Here is a 20802-nt window from a genome sequence, read left to right on the forward strand (position 1 = left end):
ACTCGGGCCGGAGGCGCACATACCGAGTTTAGAGGATTTAGCTGGGCAGGCCGTTTACCGGCTCTGTGCGAAAGTACACACGCAGTTCCAAGCTGTGCTGACCGCTCGCGTCCTGGGAGTACGTGGCCTTGCCGACGATCCCCTCCAGGTCGCCGGTGCCGGATCCGGGAATGATGTGTCCGGCGCTGGCAGCGGCTTCGCCTTCGGCGAGGCCCCAGTGCTGGATGATCATGCTTCCCTCTTTGCCGTCCACCGTACCGGTGAATACCTCGGAAGCAACGTAGCCGGCACCGCGGGTGTTACCGGCCATCAGCAACTCTGCCCGGCTGGTGCCGGTGATCAGTCCGTCAAAGAGTTTGGTGACGCGGACCCGGCTCAGGTCGGAGTTCGAACCTTCAATTTCGTAGGGTTCCGGATCCCATTCGGTGACGTCAAAATCTGCTGCAATTACTTCTTCGGCCTCACTGGTCATTGCACCAGTATCTCCGGTATTGCCGGCGGTTGCATCTTGATGGGTACGCGCGCGGCCCTAAGTCCCGCCGCCGCACGGTCCACCAGAGGTCAAATCAGAACAGCCGGTTATCGGCGGGATCTTCGTATTTCTTCCGGAAAAGCGTGCGCGTTTTGGGGTCGAAAAACACCAGATACACGGCGAACGCGAGGGCGACAAAGGCAGCCAGCAGCCGGGCAGCGCCCAGGTCGAACTCGATGTACGGGAAGATATCCAGCTGGTCTGCTATGGCATAGACCATCAGGAAGGACGTGACTGAGTACACGGTTTTTACCTGCCAGTCATTCCGGATTCCGGTCGCGGCAAAGAGCGGGAGCAGCCAGACGACATACCAGGCCTGGATCATCGGGGCGAGAAACACCACGGCGGCCAGGGCCAGAGCCAGCCTGCGGACAATCCGGTCATGTTTGCCACGGAACATCAGATAAAGCACGACGCCGATCGACGCCACCGTGCCTGCCTTATGTACCAGCCAAGTGATCAATTCGCCGTCGAGCGAGAAGGCTCCTCCGATCCCGCCGAGCACTGCGCCCAGCAGCCCGATCGGTGCATACCAGATCCAGACACTGCCGGGAGTGCTCAAGGCTCCCACCCAGCCGAATCCGAAGCCGTTCATCAGACCGAGAATGCCCAACAGGCCAAACGATATTCCGGCCGTAAGCGCCCAGAATCCAAATTTCCGAGGCCAGCTGGCCCCGCGGCCGGCCCAGAGCAGCCCGATGAAGGGCAGGAAGATGATGGTGATCGGTTTGATGCCGATGGAGAGCGTAACCAGCAGAACCCCCAGCAGCGGCTTCTTGGTCGCCGCCAGATACAGCCCGCCCAGGGCCAGGCCCAGCATCAACGCGTCATTGTGGATGCTGGCGATGAACGTCGTCAGGAACAGTGGATTCGCGCAGGCGAGCCACAATGCACGGTTGGGGTTGATGCCGTGCAGCTCGGCCAGTTTCGGACCGTAGTAGATGCACATCGCGGCCCCCGCCAGCGCGATGATGCGGAAGAAAATGATGGAGTACTCCGGGTGGCCGCCTGTCAGCCAAACAACGAATTCTTCCATCCACAGAAAGATGGGTCCGTACGGCGTTGGGCTTCTGGCCCAGAGATCGTCGGCACCGGTCTGCAGATAGTTGGAAAGCTGGTCATATCCGTCAACGTACGGATTGAGGTTGTTGACCATGACTTTGCCCTGCGCGATGTAGGCGTAGACATCCCGGCTGAAGAGTGGAATGCTCAGCGCCAGCGGGGCGCCCCAGGCAGCTATCGCCGTATAAGTGGCCTTGCGCGCTTCGGCCCCCCAGACGGTGAACTGCTGTCCCAGCCGCAGCCAGGAGCGGATCATCAGCATGCCGCCCAGGGCGAGGAGGACAACCGAGACGACGACGCCTTCCGGTTCAATCCGCAGCCAGATCAGCAGCGGCCACCGGCGCAGGTCCGATACTGATGCCAGCCAGCCCACGCCCAGCGAGCCGAAAAACATCATGAACGAACCAACGGTCCCCTCGATAATGCTCTTCGCCGAACGCCCCGGGCCCTCTTCGCCTCCGGCAGGCGTGGAGGGATCAGTCACGGGCATGTTGGCGGTCATCTAAATGCGGTCCAATCAATCTGGGTGTGTACGTCGTTCGCAGCCTTTGGCTTGGCCACGGATGTCGTGGAGAATGCACGCCTCAGAACGGTCAGGCGAATGAGGGCAGCCCGGCTGGCTCTCCGGGGTACTTGTTGTGGATTTTAGCACCGCGGACCGGACGTTTCGTTGGAGGGTCCGCAGTGCTGGCTTTGTTCTGTCCGGACATGTGCCGCTGCCGACGCGGTACATTTGAGCGGTGCCTATCTCTAATGAACATATTGTCTGGATCGATTGCGAAATGACCGGGCTGGACCTCGAGGCAGATGCGCTCATCGAGGTGGCAGTGCTGGTCACCGACTCGGAGCTGAACGTGCTCGGGGACGGTGTGGACGTGGTCATCAAGCCCTCCGATGAGTCCCTTACCCAGATGAATGACTTTGTCCGGGAAATGCACACCACTTCCAAGCTGCTTGATGAACTGCCGCATGGCATGACCATGGCTGAGGCGGAAGAGATCGTCATGGAGTACATCACCGCGTGGGTTCCCGAGCCCCGCAAGGCACAGCTGGCCGGGAACTCGGTGGGAACGGACCGCAATTTCCTGGCCAGGGACATGCCGAAGGTCATCGACTTCCTCCACTACCGGATCATCGACGTCTCTACGATCAAGGAACTGTCACGCCGGTGGTTCACACGCGCTTACTTCCAGTCCCCGGCCAAGAGCGGCGGCCACCGAGCCCTCGGAGACATCAAGGACTCGATCAACGAGTTGCGCTACTACCGCCAGGCAGTCTTCGTCCCCTCCCCCGGTCCCGACTCGGCCACCGCCAAGAAGATTGCTGCCGAGGTCACCCAATCGGCAGTGCTCTGACCCCGCTCCGGGAATGTTAGCTGCACCACATTCTGGTCGAATCGGGCCAAAATGGCCGAAGACGGTCAAAAGCACCCCGGAAAGCATGTAGACTTATCTGCGTTGCCTTTTGTGGTTGAAGACCGGTAGGAACCGCTAGAGTGGGATCTGCCGGGAGGAACAAAGAGGCATATGGTGGGTATAGCTCAGCTGGCAGAGCGCCTGGTTGTGGTCCAGGAGGTCGCGGGTTCAATCCCCGTTACTCACCCCGAATGAGGCTGGTGGCTTACACCGGTAGCTTCGCAAGAAAGCCGCCTTGGAGATAATCCAGGCGGCTTTCTTCATGTTCAGCCGGTCAAGCCCGGCAGTCCGCGGACACGACGCCGCGCCGCACAACAGCTTGAGGAGAAGACGGTTATGGAGCGCGGTCTCTATGAAGAAGATCTTGAGATGTTTCGCGAACTAGCCGTTGAGTTCAATTCCCCCGAAGTTGCGCCGCACTGCAATATCCTGTCGCCCGGGACTACGTGGCCGCACGCCTGCTCACGATCTTCGGCGGTACCAGTTCGGTCATGCGCGGAGTCGTCGGCCGGGATCGCCAACTAGCATTTCGAGCTTTCGCACTGAGGAGAAGCATGCCCGTCCGTCCAGTCACCATCACCGGTGAACCTGTCCTGCACCGCCGCGCCGCCGTCGTTACCGAGTTCGACGACGACCTCCGCACGCTCGTCGAGGATATGTACGAGACGATGGATGCGGCCCACGGGGTGGGACTGGCAGCGCCGCAGATCGGTGTCGGCCTGCGCCTATTCACCTACGAGTTCACCAACGACGACGGTGTACCGCCGCGCGGCGTGGTGATCAATCCTTCGCTGACTCTCTCGAAGATATCCGGCGCTGACCCGGACCCCGAGGAGGAGGTCGAAGGCTGCCTGTCCGTGCCGGGACTGAGCTACCCGCTCAAGCGTGCGGAATGGGCCAGGGTCCAGGGCTTCGACGTCGACGGACAGCCAGTTGACTTCGAAGCCACCGGGTGGTTCGCCCGAGTCATGCAGCACGAATACGACCATCTTGACGGCAAGCTGTACATCGATCGGCTCAATGATCGCTGGGGCCGGCGCGCACGCAAGCACATCAAGAACGAGGGCTGGGCAAAAGAAGGTCTGACCTGGATGCCGGGTGTGGATCCGGATCCGTTCGGCCACTGACCCAACTGGCTTTATAGCCCCTTGCCGCTAGCTTGGTTGCTTGGTCCGCATGTCAACGCTCAGCTTGCCGTTGACCGTGGCATAGGTGCGGAAATCTCCCGTCGGGGACGTCAGCGGCAGGCTTTTGTCCACGGCAACCCGATGTTCCGAACCAGTGAATCCGTCTTTCGTTGCCCGAGCGTAAAAGTCCACGATCACGGGGCCGAAACCCGCCAAGGACGCACCATCCAGTATGGCGGTGTACTTGCCCGGCTCAGCCAGAAGTGGATCGAACCGTTGGGTGCTGCAGTTATTTGATCCGCGGCCACGGACCACAAGTTCCAAGCGGTCAAGTTCTCCGGCTGGCTCCAGCACCACTTCCATGCTCATCCGACCCGATTCCCCTGACACGCTTACAGCCCTAGCCTTCGCTTGGACCAAAGGTTCGGCAGCAGCCAGTCTTCGCAGCCCGTACAGGTCATCGGCGCGTACAAGCGCAGCCCTTTGCCGATGGGGGAAGGACAGCTGTTCTTCCAGCGCCGGGGAAATATAGCGCTGCGCGAACTTTGCATGTTCGGACATCCAGCGGCGCGCCTGTCGGCGGTTGATCTTGCGAAAGCGGTCCGGCGCATAGAACCTCAGGCACTTACGCCGGTAGAGGTCCAGCACCAAGAGGCTAGCCCGCTCTGCATCGGAGTCACCTGCGGTGAGGATCCTCGTTATCTCGCTAACGGAGCGTGTGCAACTCTCCGGACTGGTCCGTTGCGAACTGATGTTTTGCGCCGTCGTCCCTCGTCCTGAGGTAGTAATAGTCGTAGTCCGCGAGCAGGGAGGTCCGCTCCGAGACCAGATAGCATCGCGCCAACATCTGCCCAGTCTTCGAGCCTGACCTTCCCTTCGGGAAATCTGATGTCGTGCTGATCCAGCATGCTCCGCCGGAACATCTTCTGGGGCGAGAGCGTCCCAAGAATTTTCCTTAGGTCAACGTCCAGGTATGTCTCCCGGAATAAAGCCGCTTGCACACCTCTGCCGCCGAGGCCCACCATGCGCGGCACCAAAAGATCCACGTCATTAGCCAAGGCATAATCCACCATGCGGCGCAAGGCTTCGGGCCCCAGCAGGTCATCGGCGTCGCAAAAGAAGATATAGGGAGCCTGGCTTGCCGCGATACCGACATTGCGTGGTTTACCTGGCCAGCCGCTGTTCTTTTGATGGATCACACGGACGTTGGAGTGGGCAGCAGCGTAGGCATCAAGCACTTCGCCGCTTATGTCCGTGGAGCCGTCATCGACAGCGACGATCTCGAACAATGCTGGATCCAGGTCCTGCGCTGCCAGGGAGTCGAGCAAGTCAGCCAGATACGGCATTGTGTTATAGACCGGTATCACCACGGCCACCTTCGCCGTCGCGGCACTGGCGCTAGGACCGCTGTCCCCCGCCGGAACGCGCGGACCTTGCTTTTTGGCTACGGCCCGTTTGAGTCTACGCTTAGCGGCACGGAATTTATCGTGAAGCCTCAAATCAGGAATCCGTCAATCCTGACCTATGCTCCTTCTCGCACCGCAGATAGTCTTCCTCGGCGATGTCCTTCAACCGAGTCAGCTCGTCAACGCGCTTCTGTTGGACATCTCCGCGCGCAAACGCCGACTGTGCCTCCTTGAGCAAGCGCTGGGCCTCCTTGTAGTTGGCCTGTGCCTGCTCCCATCTCGACAACTCTGTCTTTTCAGTCATGGGCCCATTCTAGGAACGGCGCCACGGTAAAAGCCATACCGTTACGCACGTGCCGCAAATGCCGAAAGGCCGGCAGCGTATAAAACGCCGCCAGCCTCTCGATGTAACAAGGTTCGGTCAGATCAGCCGATTGCCTCAACCACGGGTTCCTTAGCAACAACCGGGAACAGCATCGGGTGCACCCCGGCCATTTCCTCCAAGACTCGGATGACCTGGCAGCTGTAGCCGAATTCGTTGTCGTACCAAACGTAGAGGACGGCGTTCTTGCCGTTGGCGATGGTTGCGAGACCGTCGACAATGCCGGCGCGGCGCGAGCCTACGAAGTCGCTCGAGACAACTTCGGGCGAGTCGATGTAGTCGATCTGCTTGTGCAGTTCGGAATCCAGCGACATACCGCGCAGGTAGGTGTTCAGCTCTTCCTTGGTGGCGTCCTTTTCCAGGTTCAGGTTCAGGATGGCCATCGAGACGTTCGGGGTAGGTACGCGGATAGCGTTGCCCGTCAGCTTGCCTTCGAGCTCGGGCAGAGCCTTGGCAACTGCCTTGGCGGCACCGGTCTCGGTGATCACCATGTTCAGCGAAGCGGCACGGCCGCGGCGCTCCCCCTTGTGGAAGTTGTCGATCAGGTTCTGGTCGTTCGTGAACGAGTGGACGGTCTCCACATGGCCGTGGACCACGCCGTACTTGTCGTTGATGGCCTTCAGCACCGGCGTGATGGCATTGGTGGTGCAGGACGCGGCCGTGACAATCTTGTCATCGGAGGTGATGTCCTTGTGGTTCACACCGTGCACGATGTTCTTCAGGCCGCCCTTGCCCGGCGCAGTCAGGACAACGCGGGAGACACCCTTGCTCTTCAGGTGCTGCGACAGGCCTTCTTCATCGCGCCAGCGCCCGGTGTTGTCCACAACAATGGCGTCGTTGATGCCGTACGCGGTGTAGTCAACCGTGGACGGATCGTTGGAGTAGATCACGTTGATCAGCGTGCCGTTGGCGAGGATGGTGTTCTGCTCCTCGTCCACGGAGATCGTCCCCTCGAACGGGCCGTGGACGGAGTCGCGGCGCAGCAGGCTGGCGCGCTTGACGAGGTCATTTTCGGATCCCTTGCGGACCACGATGGCGCGAAGGCGCAGGCCGTGGCCGCCGCCCGAGTGGCCGATCATGATCCGGGCCAGAAGACGGCCGATGCGGCCGAAACCGTAAAGAACGACGTCGGTGCTGACGCGAGCGTCCGCTCCACGCTTACCGACGATCTCGGCCAGCTCTTCCCGCAGGAAGTCCTTCAGTTCGCTGCCGGCGGCTTCGGTCTTGAACTTCGCCAGCAGGCGGGCCAGATCGACGGAGCCGGCACCGAGGTCCAGCTCGGTCAGGGCCTGAAGCACCGGGAAAGTTTCTTCCAGCGGCAGTTCAACGTCATCGATCTGCCGGGCAAACCGATGGGCCTTGAGGATGCCCACTACGGACTGGTTGATCAGGCTTCGTCCGTGGATGGATGTGACCACGTTGTTCTCGCGGTACAGGCGCCCGATCAGCGGAATCATCGTTTCGGCAAGCGCCTCACGATTGATCCACGTATCCAGGGCCGCTTCTGACTTCTGGTTCACAGAATTACCTTCCTACATCAGCCGGACTCTCCCTCGAGACCGGTTGGAACTCGCCGCGCAATCCACGGCGACGCCTGCAACGAAGATCCGTCTACTTCGTGCAGAGCACACAACCGCCGTAGCCGGCAGCTGCATTGAGGACTATGCCCATATCTATTCTAGGGACTCCCGAGGGCCGCTGGTTCCAGTTCCGTGTGAAGTCACTCACAAGCGATCGAGAGTCGGCAGGATCTAGCGAACAGGAGGCTGGCGGGCAGAGGCCGAATCACGCTCTTGACACAGCCCCGTATACGCCTCCACGATCGTTGATGAGAACCGGCGAATAGCTAAATCAAACGTTGGAAGCGCAAGAACCAGCACCGTAACAGCGGTCAATATGGTGCAAGCTGCGAGGGCGACGATGCTTCCAGCTTCGTGGAGCAACCAACGCATTACGGGAGTGAGTGCCAGAACAACTAATCCATGCAAAGCGAAAACTGCCAGACTATGCCGTCCGGTCCTGGCGATAATTCCATCTCGTTTTGGCATCAGCGAAATGAACGTCATGGTGACAAAGATGGCAGCAAGAAGTAGGCCGCCACGTACAACTATTCCTTGGCCATTAGCAACGCCGAGGTCGTCGAAGCCGAAACTTCCATAGAGCCATTTTTGGCTTAAATTGCCCTGAAACAAAAATAGCCAAATGGCTACAGCTAGGATTACCGCTGCTGACTTCCAGACGGCGGCAAGCGCTGATACTGCAGCTAATATCTCCTTCCCATAAGTCGCTCCCAAGACGAAGAACGGCAGAAATATCAACGTCCGGGAAAGTGACAGCGGATAGCCGACGGCATCAATCATTCCGATGAACGCGCTCACTAGGACTGACGATGCCACAGACGTTTTAGGAAACGTCCGGACCACCGGCAGCAGCAGGAGCCACCAGAACATCGCCAGCAAGAACCAGAGGATCCAAAATGGAATGGCAACTGAAAAGTTGCGGTCGAGTTGAAGCAATTCTGCAACAACAAAATAGAGCGTTTGAAATGTCACGAGGATCACGGCGAACGTTCCAAGCCGTCGTCCGAGATGCGTTGTCTTCGCTGTAACTCCTGCGAGAAACACAAACGCCGGCATGTGAAACATATAGATTGCCGTCAGTGGTAGCCGCATCGTGTCGGCTCCCCACGAGCCGCCTGCCTCAAGAAAATGACCTAGTACGACAAGGCAGATCAGGACGCCTTTGGCCGTGTCAATGCGATGATCGCGCGGGCTACTGATGCTGGGCATTCGGAAATATTAGCAATCTGTGGCGGATTGGGTCTCACTGGCCCCAATCCCGCAATAGGCCGAATGTGGGATGGGTTGGCCTCTAAGCCGGGTTCTGTCGCCGGCGGCAGTTACCCGCCGCCGGGTGGCAATCATCCATCTAGGGGCACCGTTGCCGATGCCCTCAAGCGGCCTACCCGGGCACTCGGGCGAGCAGCCCTCAAACGTACCCTGTATGGCCTTGCTCCGAGTGGGGTTTACCTAGCTCTCCCGGTCACCCGGGACACTGGTGGTCTCTTACACCACCTTTTCACCCTTACCAGATCCCGCCCATGGGCGGTCCTGGCGGTTTGTTTTCTGTGGCACTGGCCTGCGGGTTACCCCGAGTGGGCGTTACCCACCACTCTGCTCTGCGGAGCCCGGACTTTCCTCGGCAGCAGGTTTGCACCTGCCAACGCGATCGCCCAGCCAACCCATCCAGTTTCAAGGATACAGGCCGCGGCACCACTGACCGCCCCGCATTGGCGGAATCTGTAAGCTCGTAGGGTGCTGATTCTGCTTCCTCCCTCCGAAGGTAAAACCGCCGCTGCCAAGGGTCATCCGTTTGAGCTCTCGGAACTGCATTTTCCGGAGCTGAATCCAGCCCGCAAACAAGTACTGAACGCCCTGGCCCACGTCAGTTCGCGGCCGGATGCCCTGGCCAGCCTCGGAGTCGGCGCGTCGCTGGCCGCCGAGGTGGAACGCAACACGCGCCTGCACGACGAGCCGTCGGCCGCCGCCCATACCGTGTATTCCGGCGTCCTTTACGACGCCCTGGGCTATGGCACCATGACCGCGCCACAAAAGCGCAAGGCTGATGCCGCCGTCGTTATTGTCTCTGCCTTGTGGGGAGCCATTGCCTTCCAGGACTTCATCCCTGCATACCGGCTCTCCATGTCGGTGGGCCTGCCCGAAACAGGGAAGCTCGCCAGCTACTGGAAGAAGCAGCTGCCTGCGGCGCTGGACGCGCATGCGGACGGGCACCTGCTGGTGGATTGCCGCTCCAGCAGCTATGCCGCGGCGTGGTCGCCGGCTGCGGACAGGACGGTAGTGGTCAACGTTTTCCAGGAGCGCAATGGCAAGCGGACCGTTGTCTCGCACTTTGCCAAGCACACCCGCGGCGAGCTCGCCCGCCATCTGCTCACCCGCCGGGGCAAGGCGCCTCAGACCCCGGCGAGCCTGCTCACGGCCGCGCAGGAGAAGTGGCAGGCGGAGCTGGTGGCCGGCACCGCGCGCAAGCCGCACGCGCTGAACATCATCCTGCCGGATTCGGCGGGGTAGCAGGTTGACCGTACAAGAACTGGAATTCAGGCACGGCAACACTACCGTTCTGTACAAGCGGCGCAAGGCGAAGCTGGACCGCAGGCATTTGATCGTGATGTTTGCGGGAATACGCCCCATTGACTCGTACGAGTTTGATGGCCGGGCTTCCCGGAACAGCCAGTCGCACTGGCTATGGATCAAAGACAAATTCCACGGCCAGTTCGCCTACTACCTCTGCCATGGCATGGACTTCTCCATCGAAGTGGCCGTCGTCAAACTCATCGAGGCGGAGCTGGACCGGCTGGGACTGACAAAGGACCAGTGCACGCTGGCGGGCTTTTCGAAGGGCGGCTTCGCGGCTCTCTACCTTGGCATCAAATACGGCTTCAAGAATATCCTCGCCAGCGCTCCGCAGCTTTTTGTCGGTTCCCATGCACGACGGCATCGGCCCGTGATTTTTGATCATCTGACCCAGGAGGGCTCGACCGAGGAGCAGCAGGTTCTCGACGGGCTCCTCCCAACGGCGATAGCGGCGGATACCGACAAGAACAGAAACATCTACGTGTTCAGTGCGCTGGAAGACCAGTTCCATGCTGAACAGATTGTTCCGGGCCTTCCGTTGTTCTCGGAGTACGCCAACTTCAACTACATCGAAACCCATTCGGACCTGGTCAACGAGCATTCGGACGTCACGCGGTACAACCTGCCGCTGATCCTGTCCACGTTGTATGCCCTGGCTGAGAACGTTCCGCCGCATTTCGGCGTGGTACGCAACGGTCAGCGGTTGGCTCCTCAGCTCGCCGCTGAAAAGCTGGCTGATCAACAGGCTGCGGGTGAAGTGGTAGCCAATCTGGTGTCCTGCCGCACGGGACCTGAACGACTGTTTCCGGTCGGCGTCGCCTTCCCCAAAGGGCACGACGTCGGCCACATTTCCGCTGCGCCAGCCCGACTCGTGCTCGCCGGTGCTGCCGGCTCGTTTGCCTACGATCTGGAACGGACCAGCAACCGCAGTCTCTACTTCAAATATTTCGACGATGCGTTCGCCGACTACCGGTATGCACAATTCCGCACCCCTCGGGATGCAGGAATCGACGTCAGCAGGCTGCCGGAAGGGCTCTACGACCTTGAGCTGGAAATGGACTCCGAAGACGGCGAGGTCAGGGTCCCCTGTACTGCAGCCGACCTGCTGGAGGCCGAGGTGAACTGTGGCCCGCACCTGGTCCGCCTGCGTTCCGATAGCACCGGCAGCAGGATGGACAAGAGACCGTTTGCGGGCACGACGGCGGCCCAAGCTGACATTGCCTTGAACCGGACGTGGGTGAGTGGAAACCTCCTGCACGTCGAAGGCCCATTTGCCGTTCGGGGCGTGGAAATGCCTGACTGGGGTTCAGGCCTCTACTACCTGCTGCTTTCGGACGGCGTCAGGACCTATTCGTTCAGCCTCGGCACAGGACGCGTCAAAGTTCCCACCGATCCCTTCGGCGACGGATTGAGCGACTATACGCATGCTTATTTCGCCACCAACAAATTTGCCGGCATAGATACTTCGCAGCTGCCCGCTGGAGACTACCGGGTGACCGTTTCCCTTAGCTCTGCCGGAGTAATCGTCACCAGCCACGCTCTGGCCACGCTCCGCATCCGGGCCACGTCAGAGGGCGGCCGGACCGTTACGGTAGAACGCCACGACCCTTCGGGTCGCCTGCCCGTCCCCGCGCTTGCAGCGGGACGGAGGCTCGTCCGGTCCTTGCGGCGCAGGGCCCGACGCCGGATGGCAACCAGGCGCGAAAGATCCAGCTGAGTCTTCCCTCAGCGTGTTTAGCTGGCCCATTCGGTGGAGCGGACCAGGATGCAGCCGGAATCGGGGCAGAAGACAATGTCGTCCTCGGCGGCCTTCTTGATGTCGGCCAGGTCGCCCGGGCTGAGCTGCATGCCGGAACCTTCCGACTTGCCATGGAAGAGCCTCGCCGCGCCCACGCCCCGCTGGGCGCGGGTCTTCTCATAGAGTGCCAGCAATGCCGGCTCGAAGGTGCCAGCCAGCTCCGCGCGGTCCGCGGCGACGGCAGCACGCTCGGATGCGATGGCGGCCAGTTCTGCGTCCCGGGTCTTCTCCAAGGCGGCCAGTTCCTCCCGCAGGGAATCATGGGACTTCTGGTGGTCGGCCTGCCGTACCCGGACGGCCTCGAGCCGCTCCATCACCTCGAGCTCGACGTCTTCAAGGTCCGAACGCCGCTTGTTCAGCGACACGAGTTCGCTCTGCAGGGCGGAGAGATCCTTGGGCGATCCGGACCCGCTGTCCAGCCGCTTCTGGTCCCGGTCGATCCGCGTCTGGACCATTTCCACGTCCGTCTCGGCCCGCTGGAGTTCGCGCTGCGTGTCACCAACCGCGGTGTTGATCGTGACAAGTTCCGAATCGGCAGTGGCCAGCTTCTCCAGCAGGGCGTCGATGTCCGCGTTCTTGGCAACGCTGGCGCTGCGGCGGTCCAGCTGGGTCATCTTGCTGTCCAGTGCCTGGAGGTCGAGCAGCCGCAGCTGCTCCGATGCTGGTGCTTTCGCCATGAAAATCCTCCGGATCCTGCCCGGCCCCTGCGGCCCGGCGTGCCTTCTAGCCTATCCTTTTGCGTCCAATGCCCCGGCCCGGCATCAGGATCCGGGCGTCAGGATGAAATCCCACGGATCGGTGTTGATTCCGCTGACGCTCACCTCAACGTTGTACCCCTGGTCCGTGAGCACGTTGTCCAGTGCATCGGCCGCCGGCGTGAGCCACAGCCACTCGCTGCCGAAATGCGAGACATCGATCAGGTAAGGCCGCCCGTCAACCGCACCCTCACGGGCTTCCGACGCCGGGTGGTGTCGCAGGTCGGCGGTGACATAGACATCCGCCCGGGCTGCCCGGACGGCGTCGAAGAGTGAGTCACCGGCGCCGCCGCACACCGCCACGGTACGGACAATTCCGTCCTTGTCTCCTGCCACTTTTACTCCCCCGGCCACAGCCGGCAGCATGCTGAACACAGTGGCGGCGAATTCGCCGAGCGTCGTCCCGTCTGCCAGTTCCCCGACCCGCCCGATGCCTTCCTCGGGGAGGCCGTTTTCGGCAGCGGCCAGCGGCCGGACATCGCGGAGGCCCATGGCGTCGGCCAGGACATCGGAAACCCCGCCCACGGCGCTGTCTCCATTGGTGTGCACGGTCACCAATGCACAGCCGCCCTCGATCAGGCGGTGGATTGCGTCACCTTTAAAGTGCGAGGTCGCCACCGAGTTCACCGGCTTGAGCAGCAGCGGGTGGTGGGTGACCAGCAGGTCCGCGTCCCAGGCCAGTGCTTCGGCGATCACGTCCGCCGTGGGATCCACCGCGAAAAGGATCCGTTTCACCTCCGCCGAAGCCCTGCCCACCACGGGGCCAACCGCATCCCACGGCTCGGACAGGGATTCGGGCCACAGCTCTTCGATGGCCAGCAGCACGTCGCCAAGAATAGGGGTGCCACCTGCGTCCGGCGCAGGTTCGCTGGACGTGTCTTCGGCGTCCTGCGTGGTCTCGGGCTGATCGTCGTCGTTCATACGTCCTTTTCTACCCCATCGGCCGGTTCGAGCGCGCGTTTTTGTCGTGACGTGGAACACATTGGGAATCTTGCCGCCCCGTCTGACATTGTTAACGACCATGAAGACTTTTGTTTTGGGCGGCGGCTGCTTCTGGTGTCTGGACGCGGTGTACCAGAAGACGCGCGGAGTGACCGAGGTGGTTTCCGGCTACACCGGCGGCCACACGCAGAACCCCTTCTATGAAGCGGTATGTTCCGGCACCACAGGGCACGCGGAAGTTGTGGCGGTGACCTTCGACGAGACGGTGGTGCCCGAAGACGTCATTCTGGACATGTTCTTTGTCTCCCACGATCCGACCACCCTGAACCGCCAGGGTTACGACGTCGGCACCCAGTACCGTTCGGTCATGTACTACGCGGACCAGGAGCAGAAGCAGGCGTTCGAAGCGGCGATCGAGCGCGCCCAGCCGCTGTGGGACAACCCGATTGTCACCGAGGTGTCCGAGCTGCCGGCGTTCCACACAGCCGAGGAATACCACCAGGATTTTTACGCCAAGCATCCCGAACAGGGGTATTGCCGCGTCATAATCGACCCGAAGCTGGCCAAAGCCAGAAAATATTACGCCCAGTGGCTGGCGGCTTAGCCCGGCGCCGTGAGCGCTGGCTAGGCTAAACGTATCTTTGCTCCGGGCGTGTCAGCATTGCCCGCTGCGTGTACATCCAGATCGGCCATGGGCCGGAAAAGGCAGGAATCAGCAAAAATGGCACGTATTTACGACGACGTAACCCAGCTTGTTGGACGCACTCCCCTGGTTCGGCTTAACCGTCTGGCTGACGGGCTGCCGGCAAAGGTAGCCGTGAAGCTGGAGTTCTACAACCCGGCCAACAGCGTCAAGGACCGGATCGGCGTCGCCATTGTGGATGCCGCCGAGCAGGCCGGCGCGCTCAAGCCCGGCGGAACTATTGTGGAGGGCACCTCCGGCAACACCGGTATTGCGCTGGCGATGGTGGGCGCTGCCCGCGGCTACAAGGTCATTCTCACCATGCCGGAAACCATGTCGACCGAGCGCCGCGTCATGCTGCGCGCCTTCGGCGCCGAGATCGTGCTGACCCCGGGGTCGGAAGGTATGCGGGGCGCCGTCGAGAAGGCCAAAGAAATCGTGGCCACCACGGAAAACTCCATCTGGGCGCAGCAGTTCGCCAACCAGGCCAACGTCGCGATCCACCGTTCCACCACGGGCGAAGAGGTCTGGGCCGACACCGACGGCGAAGTAGACATCTTCGTGGCGGGCATCGGCACGGGCGGCACCATCACCGGCGCGGGCCGCCTGCTGAAGGAACGCAAGCCCGGCGTCCAGGTCATCGCCGTCGAGCCGCAGGACTCCGCCATCCTCACCGGTGGCAATCCCGGCCCGCACAAGATCCAGGGCCTCGGCGCGAACTTCGTCCCCGAAATCCTGGACACTGATGTCTACGACGAGGTGCTCGACGCCCCCACCGAAGCTTCGGTGGCCGTGGCACGCCAGCTCGGCATCAAGGAAGGCATCCTCGGCGGCATCTCTGCCGGCGCCGCCGTCTGGGCCGCCCTCGAGGTAGCCAAGCGCCCGGAGAACGCGGGTAAGCTGATTGTGGCCGTGGTCCCGGACTTCGGCGAGCGTTACATCTCCACCATCCTGTACGACGACATCCGCGGATAAGTTGTCCGGACCGTCCAGCGGTTACCGCCGATCAGAAAGCTCCCATGGGTTTCATAGCGCGACTGCGTGAAGACCTCGAGACCGCCCGGTCACATGACCCGGCGGCCCGCGGGTCCGTAGAAAACTTCTTAGCCTATTCGGGCCTGCACGCCATCTGGATCCACCGGGCGACGCACAAGATGTGGGCCAATCCGTCGCTGCGCTTCCCTGCACGGCTGCTCTCGCAGCTGGGGCGGTTTGTGACCGGCATCGAGATCCACCCCGGTGCCACGATCGGCCGCCGGTTCTTCATCGACCACGGCATGGGCGTGGTGATCGGCGAGACGGCGGAGATCGGCGAAGACGTCATGATTTACCATGGCGTCACGCTCGGCGGCCGTTCGCTTGCCAAGGTCAAGCGGCACCCCACCATCGGGGACCGCGTGGTGATCGGGGCCGGCGCGAAGGTGCTGGGACCGGTTGTTATCGGCGCGGACAGCGCCGTGGGAGCCAACGCCGTCGTTGTTAAGGACGCACCCCCGGAGTCCATTATCACCGGCATTCCGGCGACGTTCCGGCACCGTGATCCGCAGCGGGAAACGACACCCGCCGTGGATCCGGCCGAATATATCGATCCCGCGATGTGGATCTGACCTGCTGACTTCCGAAGGCCCCGGACTGCTCCTGCAGCAGCCCGGGGCCTTCGGCGTTTCCGGCACCGCATCCGCTGGGGCCGGTTGACCTTGGCACGAAAGTGCTGCCCGCCGCACCTGTGCTCGGTGGGCGAACCTGACGAGAGGACTGACCATGGGTGAAACCATCCGCATCGGCATTGCCGGCTATGGAAACCTGGGCCGCGGCGTGGAGGCCGCGGTGGAGAAGAACGCCGACATGCAGCTGACCGGGATTTTTACGCGCCGCCAGCCGGCGGATCTGGTGCCGCTGCATTCCGGGACGGCCGTGTACGCAATGACGGACCTGGCGGCTTACGAGGACGACATCGACGTGCTGATCCTGTGCGGCGGCTCCAAGGAAGACCTGCCGCAGCAGGGTCCGGCGTTGGCTGCGCAGTTCAACACCGTGGACAGTTTCGACACCCATGCGCGCATCCCGGAGTATTACGACGCCGTGGACGGCCCGGCGCGCGCCAGCCGGAAGACTGCATTGATTTCGGCCGGCTGGGATCCGGGCATGTTCTCCATCAACCGGGTGTACGGCGAGGCCCTCCTGCCCGACGGCGACACCTACACGTTTTGGGGCCGGGGCCTGAGCCAGGGGCATTCCGATGCCGTCCGCAGGGTGCCCGGGGTGGCCGGCGGCGTGCAGTACACCATTCCCTCCGAGACGGCCATCGACAAGGTCCGCAATGGCAGCCGTCCGCAGCTGGAGACCCGGGAGAAGCACGTACGCGAGTGTTTCGTGGTGCTGGCGGACGGTGCAGATCCCGCGGCAGTCAGTGAGGCCATCGTGACGATGCCGCACTACTTTGACCAGTACGACACCGAGGTCCATTTCATCACGGCCGAGGAACTCGCCCGGGACCATCGGGCCATGCCGCACGGGGGTTTCTCGATCCGTAGCGGCAACACCAGCGCCGAGCATGCGCAGGTCATTGAATACGGCCTCACGCTGGAGAGCAACCCGGAGTTCACCGCCAGCGTCCTGGTGGCCTACGCCCGCGCGGTGCACCGGCTGAACCAGCAGGGCCGGTTCGGCGCCGTGACCGTCCTGGACGTGCCGCCCGGGCTGCTCTCGCCGAAGTCCGCAGCGGACCTGCGCGCCGAACTGCTGTAGTCCCGCCGGAGCCGGCGGTCCTGCCGGTGCGGCCCATCAAGCCGCGCCGGCAGGACCGTTTGCATTGTTAGTGCGTGTCGACAGCCTCGACCTCGGACTTATCGCCACTCCACTGTGTGTGGAAGGTGCCCTCGGCGTCGATGCGCCGGTAAGTGTGGGCACCGAACAGGTCGCGCAGGCCCTGCGTCAGGGCGGCCGGCAGGCGCTTGCGGCGCAGGCCGTCGTAGTAGGCCAGCGAGCTGGAGAAGACCGGGACGGGAATGCCCAGCTGCACGGCGGTCGCCACGACGCGGCGCCAGGCCGGTACCGCTGCCGCAATGGCTTCGGCGAAGGCCGGAGCGAACAGCAGGTTCTCGGGGCGGTCCTCGTCGGCGTAGGCCTTCATGATGTCGTCGAGCAGCTCGGCGCGGATGATGCAACCGGCACGCCACAGCGACGCGATTTCGTCCAGCTTCAGTTCCCAGCCGTATTCCTTCGCGGCCGAGGTGAGCATGTCGATGCCCTGGGCATAGCTGACCAGCTTCGACGCGAACAGCGCCTGGCGGACGTCCTCGACGAAGCCCTCCGGTACCTGCACCTGCTCTTCGTGGCCGGCCAGCACATCCTGCGCCAGGGCACGCTGGTCCCGCTGCGAGGACAAGCCGCGGGCGAAGACGGACTCGGCGATACCCGATACCGGGGAACCCAATTCCAGTGCCGAGACAACCGTCCAGCGTCCCGTGCCCTTCTGGCCGGCGGAATCAACAACGACGTCGATAAAGGGCTTCGAGGTCCTGGCGTCCGTGTGCGCGAGTACCTCGGCGGTGATCTCGATCAGGAACGAGGACAGCTCGCCCTTGTTCCATTCGGTGAAGATCTCTGCCTGCTCGGCAGGTTCGATGCCGGCGCCGGAGCGCAGCAGGTCGAAGGCTTCGCCGATGACCTGCATGTCTGCGTATTCGATGCCGTTATGGACCATCTTCACAAAGTGGCCCGCGCCGTCGGTGCCGATCCAGCGGCAGCACGGGTCGCCGTCGTACTTTGCTGAAATCTTTTCCAGCATGGGGCCGAGGGAATCGTAGGACTCGCGCGAACCGCCCGGCATGATGGACGGGCCGAGCAGGGCGCCTTCCTCGCCACCGGAGACTCCGATTCCGACGAAGTGCAGGCCCTTTTCGGCCAATGCAGCTTCACGCCGGCGGGTGTCCTCATAGTGCGAGTTGCCGGCGTCGATGACAATGTCGCCGTCTTCAAGCAACGGAGTCAACTGCTCGATGACCGAATCCACGGGTTTTCCGGCCTTGACCATGATCAGCACACGGCGCGGCTTCTGCAGGGAATCCACCAGCTCCTGCAGTGACTCGGTGCGGACGAAGTCGCCTTCATCCCCGTGCTGGTTCAGCAGGGCATCGGTCTTCTCCACCGAACGGTTGTGCAGGGCAACGGTGTAGCCGTTACGGGCAAAATTCCGTGCCAGGTTGGCGCCCATGACTGCCAGACCTGTCACACCGATGTGTGCGCTCATTACTCTCCAGTGCTTGTTTGCTTGCGTGGGCCCGGGACTGCTCGCGTGGGCAGCCGGGATAGGTATCCACGCTCCAGCCTAGTCCGGCAGTGCCCGGGCGGTTAAGCCGTTGCACTATTTTGCACGGCCGGCTCTTGGTGCCCGCCGGCATTTGCAGGGGCTCAGTTGGACCCGGCACTCCCCTGGGCTGCGTCGCTGCGTTCGAGTTCATGGATGATGCCCGCAACGTCCTCGATCAGCGAGACGCCGTCTTCCATCTCCGGATTGCCCGATGAAAGAACCGTGATCCCGTACTCGGTGCTGTCCTCGCTGACGTAGCCGATGCTATTGACATCCCACTTGCCGTCGTCGTCCTGCAGCCAACCGTTCTTCAGTGCCACGGAGGCATGGGTGGTACCGGAGGGCACTCCCCAGTACTGGGATGCCTCCACCCGGTTCATCAGTTTCTGGAGATAGGCCAGCTGGTCTTCATTCAGCCAGTCCGTTCCATAGATTACGGCGTTGACGATCTTGAGCTGGTCAGCTGCAGTGGTGGTCGACGCGCCCCAGAGCGGCCCTGCCTCCGTGCTCGTCAAGGCCAGCAGGTCGTAGGTCTCCTGCAACGCCTCGGCACCGCCGATGTGCCGGTAGAGCTCGTTAGTGGCGTCATTGTCGCTTGACTGGATCATTCGGGCCGAGAGGTCCATCTCATCCGAAGTCAGCCCCCGGCCTTCCTCCGTGGCTTCGCGGATCAGCGTCAGGACCATGGACACCTTGACGATGCTTGCTTCCATGTAGCCTTGGCGGGCGTTGTAGGTCCAGGTCTCATCCGTGGCCGGATCGTACACCGCGGCGGAGAACGTCTTCCCTGTTGCGGCTGCATACTCGTCCATGGCGACGGAAAACTGCTGCTCATCCAGGCTGGGCTCAGACGCCTTCGCATCCGCGCCGCCGCCAGCTTGGCCACTGATCCGGAGATTCTCCACCTGGCTTGCCCTGGAGAGGGCTTGGGCCTGCAGGTCCTCGTTCCCCGCCCGGCTGTCGACGGCTACGTCTACAGTCTGCGCGGCAAGGAGGATGGCGGCCGCGCTGCCCACCAGGGCAAAGATCGGCCGACGCTTGATGCTTGGCATTGCTACCTTCGGATCGGAAACCGGTTTTATCTTTGCTACCACAGCATCATGGCCGCGGTCTCCGCGCAACCTGTGCAGGACCTGAACGCTGTGCCCGGAACTGGCCACATTTCGCGGTTAAACACAGCAGGGCTCCGTTGCCGGAGCCCTGCGTTGGTGGGTCCTACCGGGATCGAACCGATGACATCCACGGTGTAAACGTGGCGCTCTACCAGCTGAGCTAAAGACCCAATGGTGATGTTTTGTACAGTGCCGCAGTGCGTTATCCGCCGCAACATCACAAGGAAATACTCTACCGGATAACCGGCCCGATGTGCCAACTGGACTCACCGGCACCATCTGCATCATCGGCAAACAGGGCAGGAAGCTCCGCCGCCAGGCTTTGCAGAGTCTCCGAGACGCCCGACTCGATCTTCACCGACGCCAGGTCATCGCCGCGCGTGCTGCCGCGGTTGATGATGACCACCGGCTTGCCTGTTTTGGCGGCATGGCGGACAAAACGCAGCCCGCTCATCACCGTCAATGATGATCCCGCCACCAGCAGTGCCTCCGCCCGGTCGACCATGGCATAGGCCGCGGCGACACGGTCCTTGGGAACGTTCTCACCGAAATAAACAAAGTCCGGCTTCAGCATCCCGCCGCACACTTCGCAGTCCGCGATGACAAAGTGCGCCGTGTCACCGACATCGGCGTCCGCGTCGGGGGCAACATCGCCGGGATCGGCCGAGGAGTCGGGCCATCCGGGATTCAGTACTTCCAGCCGGTCAGCGAGTTCGGAGCGGTCGACTACACGGCGGCACTGCAGGCAGATGACCTTGTCGAAGCGCCCGTGCAGATCAATCACATTGATACTGCCGGCGTCTTCATGCAGACGGTCCACGTTCTGTGTGATCAGCCCTGTCATGAGCCCGGCATGTTCGAGGACCGCCAGGGCGAGATGCCCGGCATTCGGCTCGGCCCGATGCATGTGGCGCCAGCCGACATGGTTGCGCGCCCAGTACCGGCGCCGCAGCAGTTCATCCGACACGAATTGCTGATATGTCATGGGGCTGCGCGGCACGGAGTCCGGCCCCCGGTAGTCAGGGATGCCCGAATCCGTGCTGAGTCCGGCACCGGTGAGGACGGCAAGAGGACGGCCGGCCATGGCGTCTACGGCCTGGTCCAGCCGTCCCCGGTCCATCGCTGC

The 20802-nt window shown here is 62.2% G+C and carries 20 protein-coding genes, 2 tRNA genes and 1 other RNA gene; 9 read left to right on the forward strand and 14 right to left on the reverse strand.

Annotated features, from left to right (window positions below; translation table 11 throughout):
- Positions 1-37 precede the first annotated feature (37 nt).
- On the reverse strand, positions 38-472 hold the full coding sequence (locus AC20117_RS19780) for a DUF3224 domain-containing protein (RefSeq protein WP_074702096.1): 435 nt from the start codon (positions 470-472) through the stop codon (positions 38-40).
- Between the two features lie 94 nt (positions 473-566).
- Positions 567-2096, reverse strand: a complete 1530-nt coding sequence (gene mptB, locus AC20117_RS19785) for a polyprenol phosphomannose-dependent alpha 1,6 mannosyltransferase MptB (RefSeq protein WP_074702095.1) — start codon at positions 2094-2096, stop codon at positions 567-569.
- A 280-nt stretch (positions 2097-2376) separates the two neighbouring features.
- On the opposite strand from mptB, the gene orn reads away from it, so the two are divergent.
- The 3 genes from orn to def all read left to right on the forward strand — a co-directional run bounded on the left by orn (position 2377) and on the right by def (position 4136).
- On the forward strand, positions 2377-2949 hold the full coding sequence (gene orn / locus AC20117_RS19790; RefSeq protein WP_236777620.1) for an oligoribonuclease: 573 nt from the start codon (positions 2377-2379) through the stop codon (positions 2947-2949).
- Positions 2950-3123: 174 nt separating this feature from the next.
- Positions 3124-3196 (forward strand) — tRNA-His (locus AC20117_RS19795).
- A 367-nt stretch (positions 3197-3563) separates the two neighbouring features.
- Positions 3564-4136: a peptide deformylase gene (gene def / locus AC20117_RS19800; RefSeq protein ID WP_074702093.1), complete on the forward strand. Its 573-nt coding sequence runs from the start codon at positions 3564-3566 to the stop codon at positions 4134-4136.
- A gap of 27 nt (positions 4137-4163) precedes the next feature.
- Here the strand turns inward: def and AC20117_RS23420 are convergent, their stop codons facing one another.
- The 6 genes from AC20117_RS23420 to rnpB all read right to left on the reverse strand — a co-directional run bounded on the left by AC20117_RS23420 (position 4164) and on the right by rnpB (position 9168).
- Positions 4164-4925, reverse strand: coding sequence for a hypothetical protein (locus AC20117_RS23420; protein WP_418202260.1), 762 nt, complete (start codon positions 4923-4925; stop codon positions 4164-4166).
- On the reverse strand, positions 4835-5506 hold the full coding sequence (locus AC20117_RS19810) for a glycosyltransferase family 2 protein (protein WP_139186829.1): 672 nt from the start codon (positions 5504-5506) through the stop codon (positions 4835-4837). Before AC20117_RS19810 ends, AC20117_RS23420 begins: the two co-directional genes overlap by 91 nt.
- Before the next feature lie 130 nt (positions 5507-5636).
- Positions 5637-5846, reverse strand: coding sequence for a hypothetical protein (locus tag AC20117_RS19815; protein ID WP_074702090.1), 210 nt, complete (start codon positions 5844-5846; stop codon positions 5637-5639).
- A gap of 122 nt (positions 5847-5968) precedes the next feature.
- Positions 5969-7381, reverse strand: coding sequence for a glyceraldehyde-3-phosphate dehydrogenase (locus AC20117_RS19820; RefSeq protein ID WP_418202261.1), 1413 nt, complete (start codon positions 7379-7381; stop codon positions 5969-5971).
- Between the two features lie 294 nt (positions 7382-7675).
- Positions 7676-8713 (reverse strand): acyltransferase family protein, encoded by a 1038-nt coding sequence (locus AC20117_RS19825; RefSeq protein WP_074702088.1) that lies wholly within the window; start codon positions 8711-8713, stop codon positions 7676-7678.
- 67 nt (positions 8714-8780) lie between these two features.
- Positions 8781-9168: RNase P RNA component class A (gene rnpB, locus AC20117_RS19830), an RNA gene on the reverse strand.
- Between the two features lie 70 nt (positions 9169-9238).
- Between rnpB and AC20117_RS19835 the strand changes: the two genes are divergently transcribed.
- Complete coding sequence (locus AC20117_RS19835; RefSeq protein WP_074702087.1) at positions 9239-10012, forward strand: YaaA family protein; 774 nt, start codon at positions 9239-9241, stop codon at positions 10010-10012.
- A 4-nt stretch (positions 10013-10016) separates the two neighbouring features.
- On the forward strand, positions 10017-11792 hold the full coding sequence (locus AC20117_RS19840) for an accessory Sec system protein Asp2 (RefSeq protein ID WP_074702086.1): 1776 nt from the start codon (positions 10017-10019) through the stop codon (positions 11790-11792).
- Positions 11793-11809: 17 nt separating this feature from the next.
- Here the strand turns inward: AC20117_RS19840 and AC20117_RS19845 are convergent, their stop codons facing one another.
- On the reverse strand, positions 11810-12550 hold the full coding sequence (locus AC20117_RS19845; RefSeq protein ID WP_074702085.1) for a zinc ribbon domain-containing protein: 741 nt from the start codon (positions 12548-12550) through the stop codon (positions 11810-11812).
- Between the two features lie 84 nt (positions 12551-12634).
- The gene (locus AC20117_RS19850; protein WP_074702084.1) at positions 12635-13549 is read right to left on the reverse strand and encodes a Nif3-like dinuclear metal center hexameric protein; all 915 of its coding nucleotides are present in this window, start codon (positions 13547-13549) and stop codon (positions 12635-12637) included.
- Positions 13550-13649: 100 nt separating this feature from the next.
- On the opposite strand from AC20117_RS19850, the gene msrA reads away from it, so the two are divergent.
- The 4 genes from msrA (at position 13650) to AC20117_RS19870 (ending at position 17000) form a co-directional block, all read left to right on the forward strand.
- A complete protein-coding gene (gene msrA / locus AC20117_RS19855) occupies positions 13650-14174 on the forward strand; it encodes a peptide-methionine (S)-S-oxide reductase MsrA (protein WP_074702083.1) in 525 nt (174 codons plus the stop codon).
- Positions 14175-14291: 117 nt separating this feature from the next.
- Positions 14292-15227: a cysteine synthase A gene (gene cysK / locus AC20117_RS19860; RefSeq protein ID WP_074702082.1), complete on the forward strand. Its 936-nt coding sequence runs from the start codon at positions 14292-14294 to the stop codon at positions 15225-15227.
- 44 nt (positions 15228-15271) lie between these two features.
- Positions 15272-15859, forward strand: a complete 588-nt coding sequence (gene epsC / locus AC20117_RS19865) for a serine O-acetyltransferase EpsC (protein WP_074702081.1) — start codon at positions 15272-15274, stop codon at positions 15857-15859.
- A gap of 154 nt (positions 15860-16013) precedes the next feature.
- Positions 16014-17000, forward strand: coding sequence for a diaminopimelate dehydrogenase (locus tag AC20117_RS19870; protein WP_074702080.1), 987 nt, complete (start codon positions 16014-16016; stop codon positions 16998-17000).
- 67 nt (positions 17001-17067) lie between these two features.
- Here AC20117_RS19870 and gndA read toward each other — a convergent pair whose 3' ends face one another.
- From gndA to AC20117_RS19890, 4 genes are all read right to left on the reverse strand, one after another.
- Positions 17068-18504, reverse strand: a complete 1437-nt coding sequence (gndA, locus tag AC20117_RS19875) for an NADP-dependent phosphogluconate dehydrogenase (protein WP_074702074.1) — start codon at positions 18502-18504, stop codon at positions 17068-17070.
- A gap of 161 nt (positions 18505-18665) precedes the next feature.
- The gene (locus AC20117_RS19880) at positions 18666-19616 is read right to left on the reverse strand and encodes a serine hydrolase (RefSeq protein WP_139186828.1); all 951 of its coding nucleotides are present in this window, start codon (positions 19614-19616) and stop codon (positions 18666-18668) included.
- 154 nt (positions 19617-19770) lie between these two features.
- A tRNA-Val gene (locus AC20117_RS19885) sits at positions 19771-19846 on the reverse strand.
- A 62-nt stretch (positions 19847-19908) separates the two neighbouring features.
- On the reverse strand, positions 19909-20796 hold the full coding sequence (locus tag AC20117_RS19890; protein WP_074702071.1) for an NAD-dependent protein deacetylase: 888 nt from the start codon (positions 20794-20796) through the stop codon (positions 19909-19911).
- Between the last annotated feature and the right edge of the window lie 6 nt (positions 20797-20802).

Origin of the sequence: Arthrobacter crystallopoietes (genome assembly GCF_002849715.1) — a bacterium.
Taxonomy (GTDB): Bacteria; Actinomycetota; Actinomycetes; order Actinomycetales; family Micrococcaceae; genus Crystallibacter; species Crystallibacter crystallopoietes.

Excerpts from the sequence above, each read along its gene's own strand:
- AC20117_RS19780 (WP_074702096.1), bottom strand. The coding sequence starts at position 472 with ATGACCAGTGAGGCCGAAGAAGTAATTGCAGCAGATTTTGACGTCACC.
- mptB (WP_074702095.1), bottom strand. The coding sequence starts at position 2,096 with ATGACCGCCAACATGCCCGTGACTGATCCCTCCACGCCTGCCGGAGGC.
- orn (WP_236777620.1), top strand. The coding sequence starts at position 2,377 with ATGACCGGGCTGGACCTCGAGGCAGATGCGCTCATCGAGGTGGCAGTG.
- def (WP_074702093.1), top strand. The coding sequence starts at position 3,564 with ATGCCCGTCCGTCCAGTCACCATCACCGGTGAACCTGTCCTGCACCGC.
- AC20117_RS19815 (WP_074702090.1), bottom strand. The coding sequence starts at position 5,846 with ATGACTGAAAAGACAGAGTTGTCGAGATGGGAGCAGGCACAGGCCAAC.
- AC20117_RS19820 (WP_418202261.1), bottom strand. The coding sequence starts at position 7,381 with ATGATTCCGCTGATCGGGCGCCTGTACCGCGAGAACAACGTGGTCACA.
- AC20117_RS19825 (WP_074702088.1), bottom strand. The coding sequence starts at position 8,713 with ATGCCCAGCATCAGTAGCCCGCGCGATCATCGCATTGACACGGCCAAA.
- AC20117_RS19845 (WP_074702085.1), bottom strand. The coding sequence starts at position 12,550 with ATGGCGAAAGCACCAGCATCGGAGCAGCTGCGGCTGCTCGACCTCCAG.
- AC20117_RS19850 (WP_074702084.1), bottom strand. The coding sequence starts at position 13,549 with ATGAACGACGACGATCAGCCCGAGACCACGCAGGACGCCGAAGACACG.
- msrA (WP_074702083.1), top strand. The coding sequence starts at position 13,650 with ATGAAGACTTTTGTTTTGGGCGGCGGCTGCTTCTGGTGTCTGGACGCG.
- cysK (WP_074702082.1), top strand. The coding sequence starts at position 14,292 with ATGGCACGTATTTACGACGACGTAACCCAGCTTGTTGGACGCACTCCC.
- epsC (WP_074702081.1), top strand. The coding sequence starts at position 15,272 with ATGGGTTTCATAGCGCGACTGCGTGAAGACCTCGAGACCGCCCGGTCA.
- AC20117_RS19870 (WP_074702080.1), top strand. The coding sequence starts at position 16,014 with ATGGGTGAAACCATCCGCATCGGCATTGCCGGCTATGGAAACCTGGGC.
- gndA (WP_074702074.1), bottom strand. The coding sequence starts at position 18,504 with ATGAGCGCACACATCGGTGTGACAGGTCTGGCAGTCATGGGCGCCAAC.
- AC20117_RS19880 (WP_139186828.1), bottom strand. The coding sequence starts at position 19,616 with ATGCCAAGCATCAAGCGTCGGCCGATCTTTGCCCTGGTGGGCAGCGCG.
- AC20117_RS19890 (WP_074702071.1), bottom strand. The coding sequence starts at position 20,796 with ATGGACCGGGGACGGCTGGACCAGGCCGTAGACGCCATGGCCGGCCGT.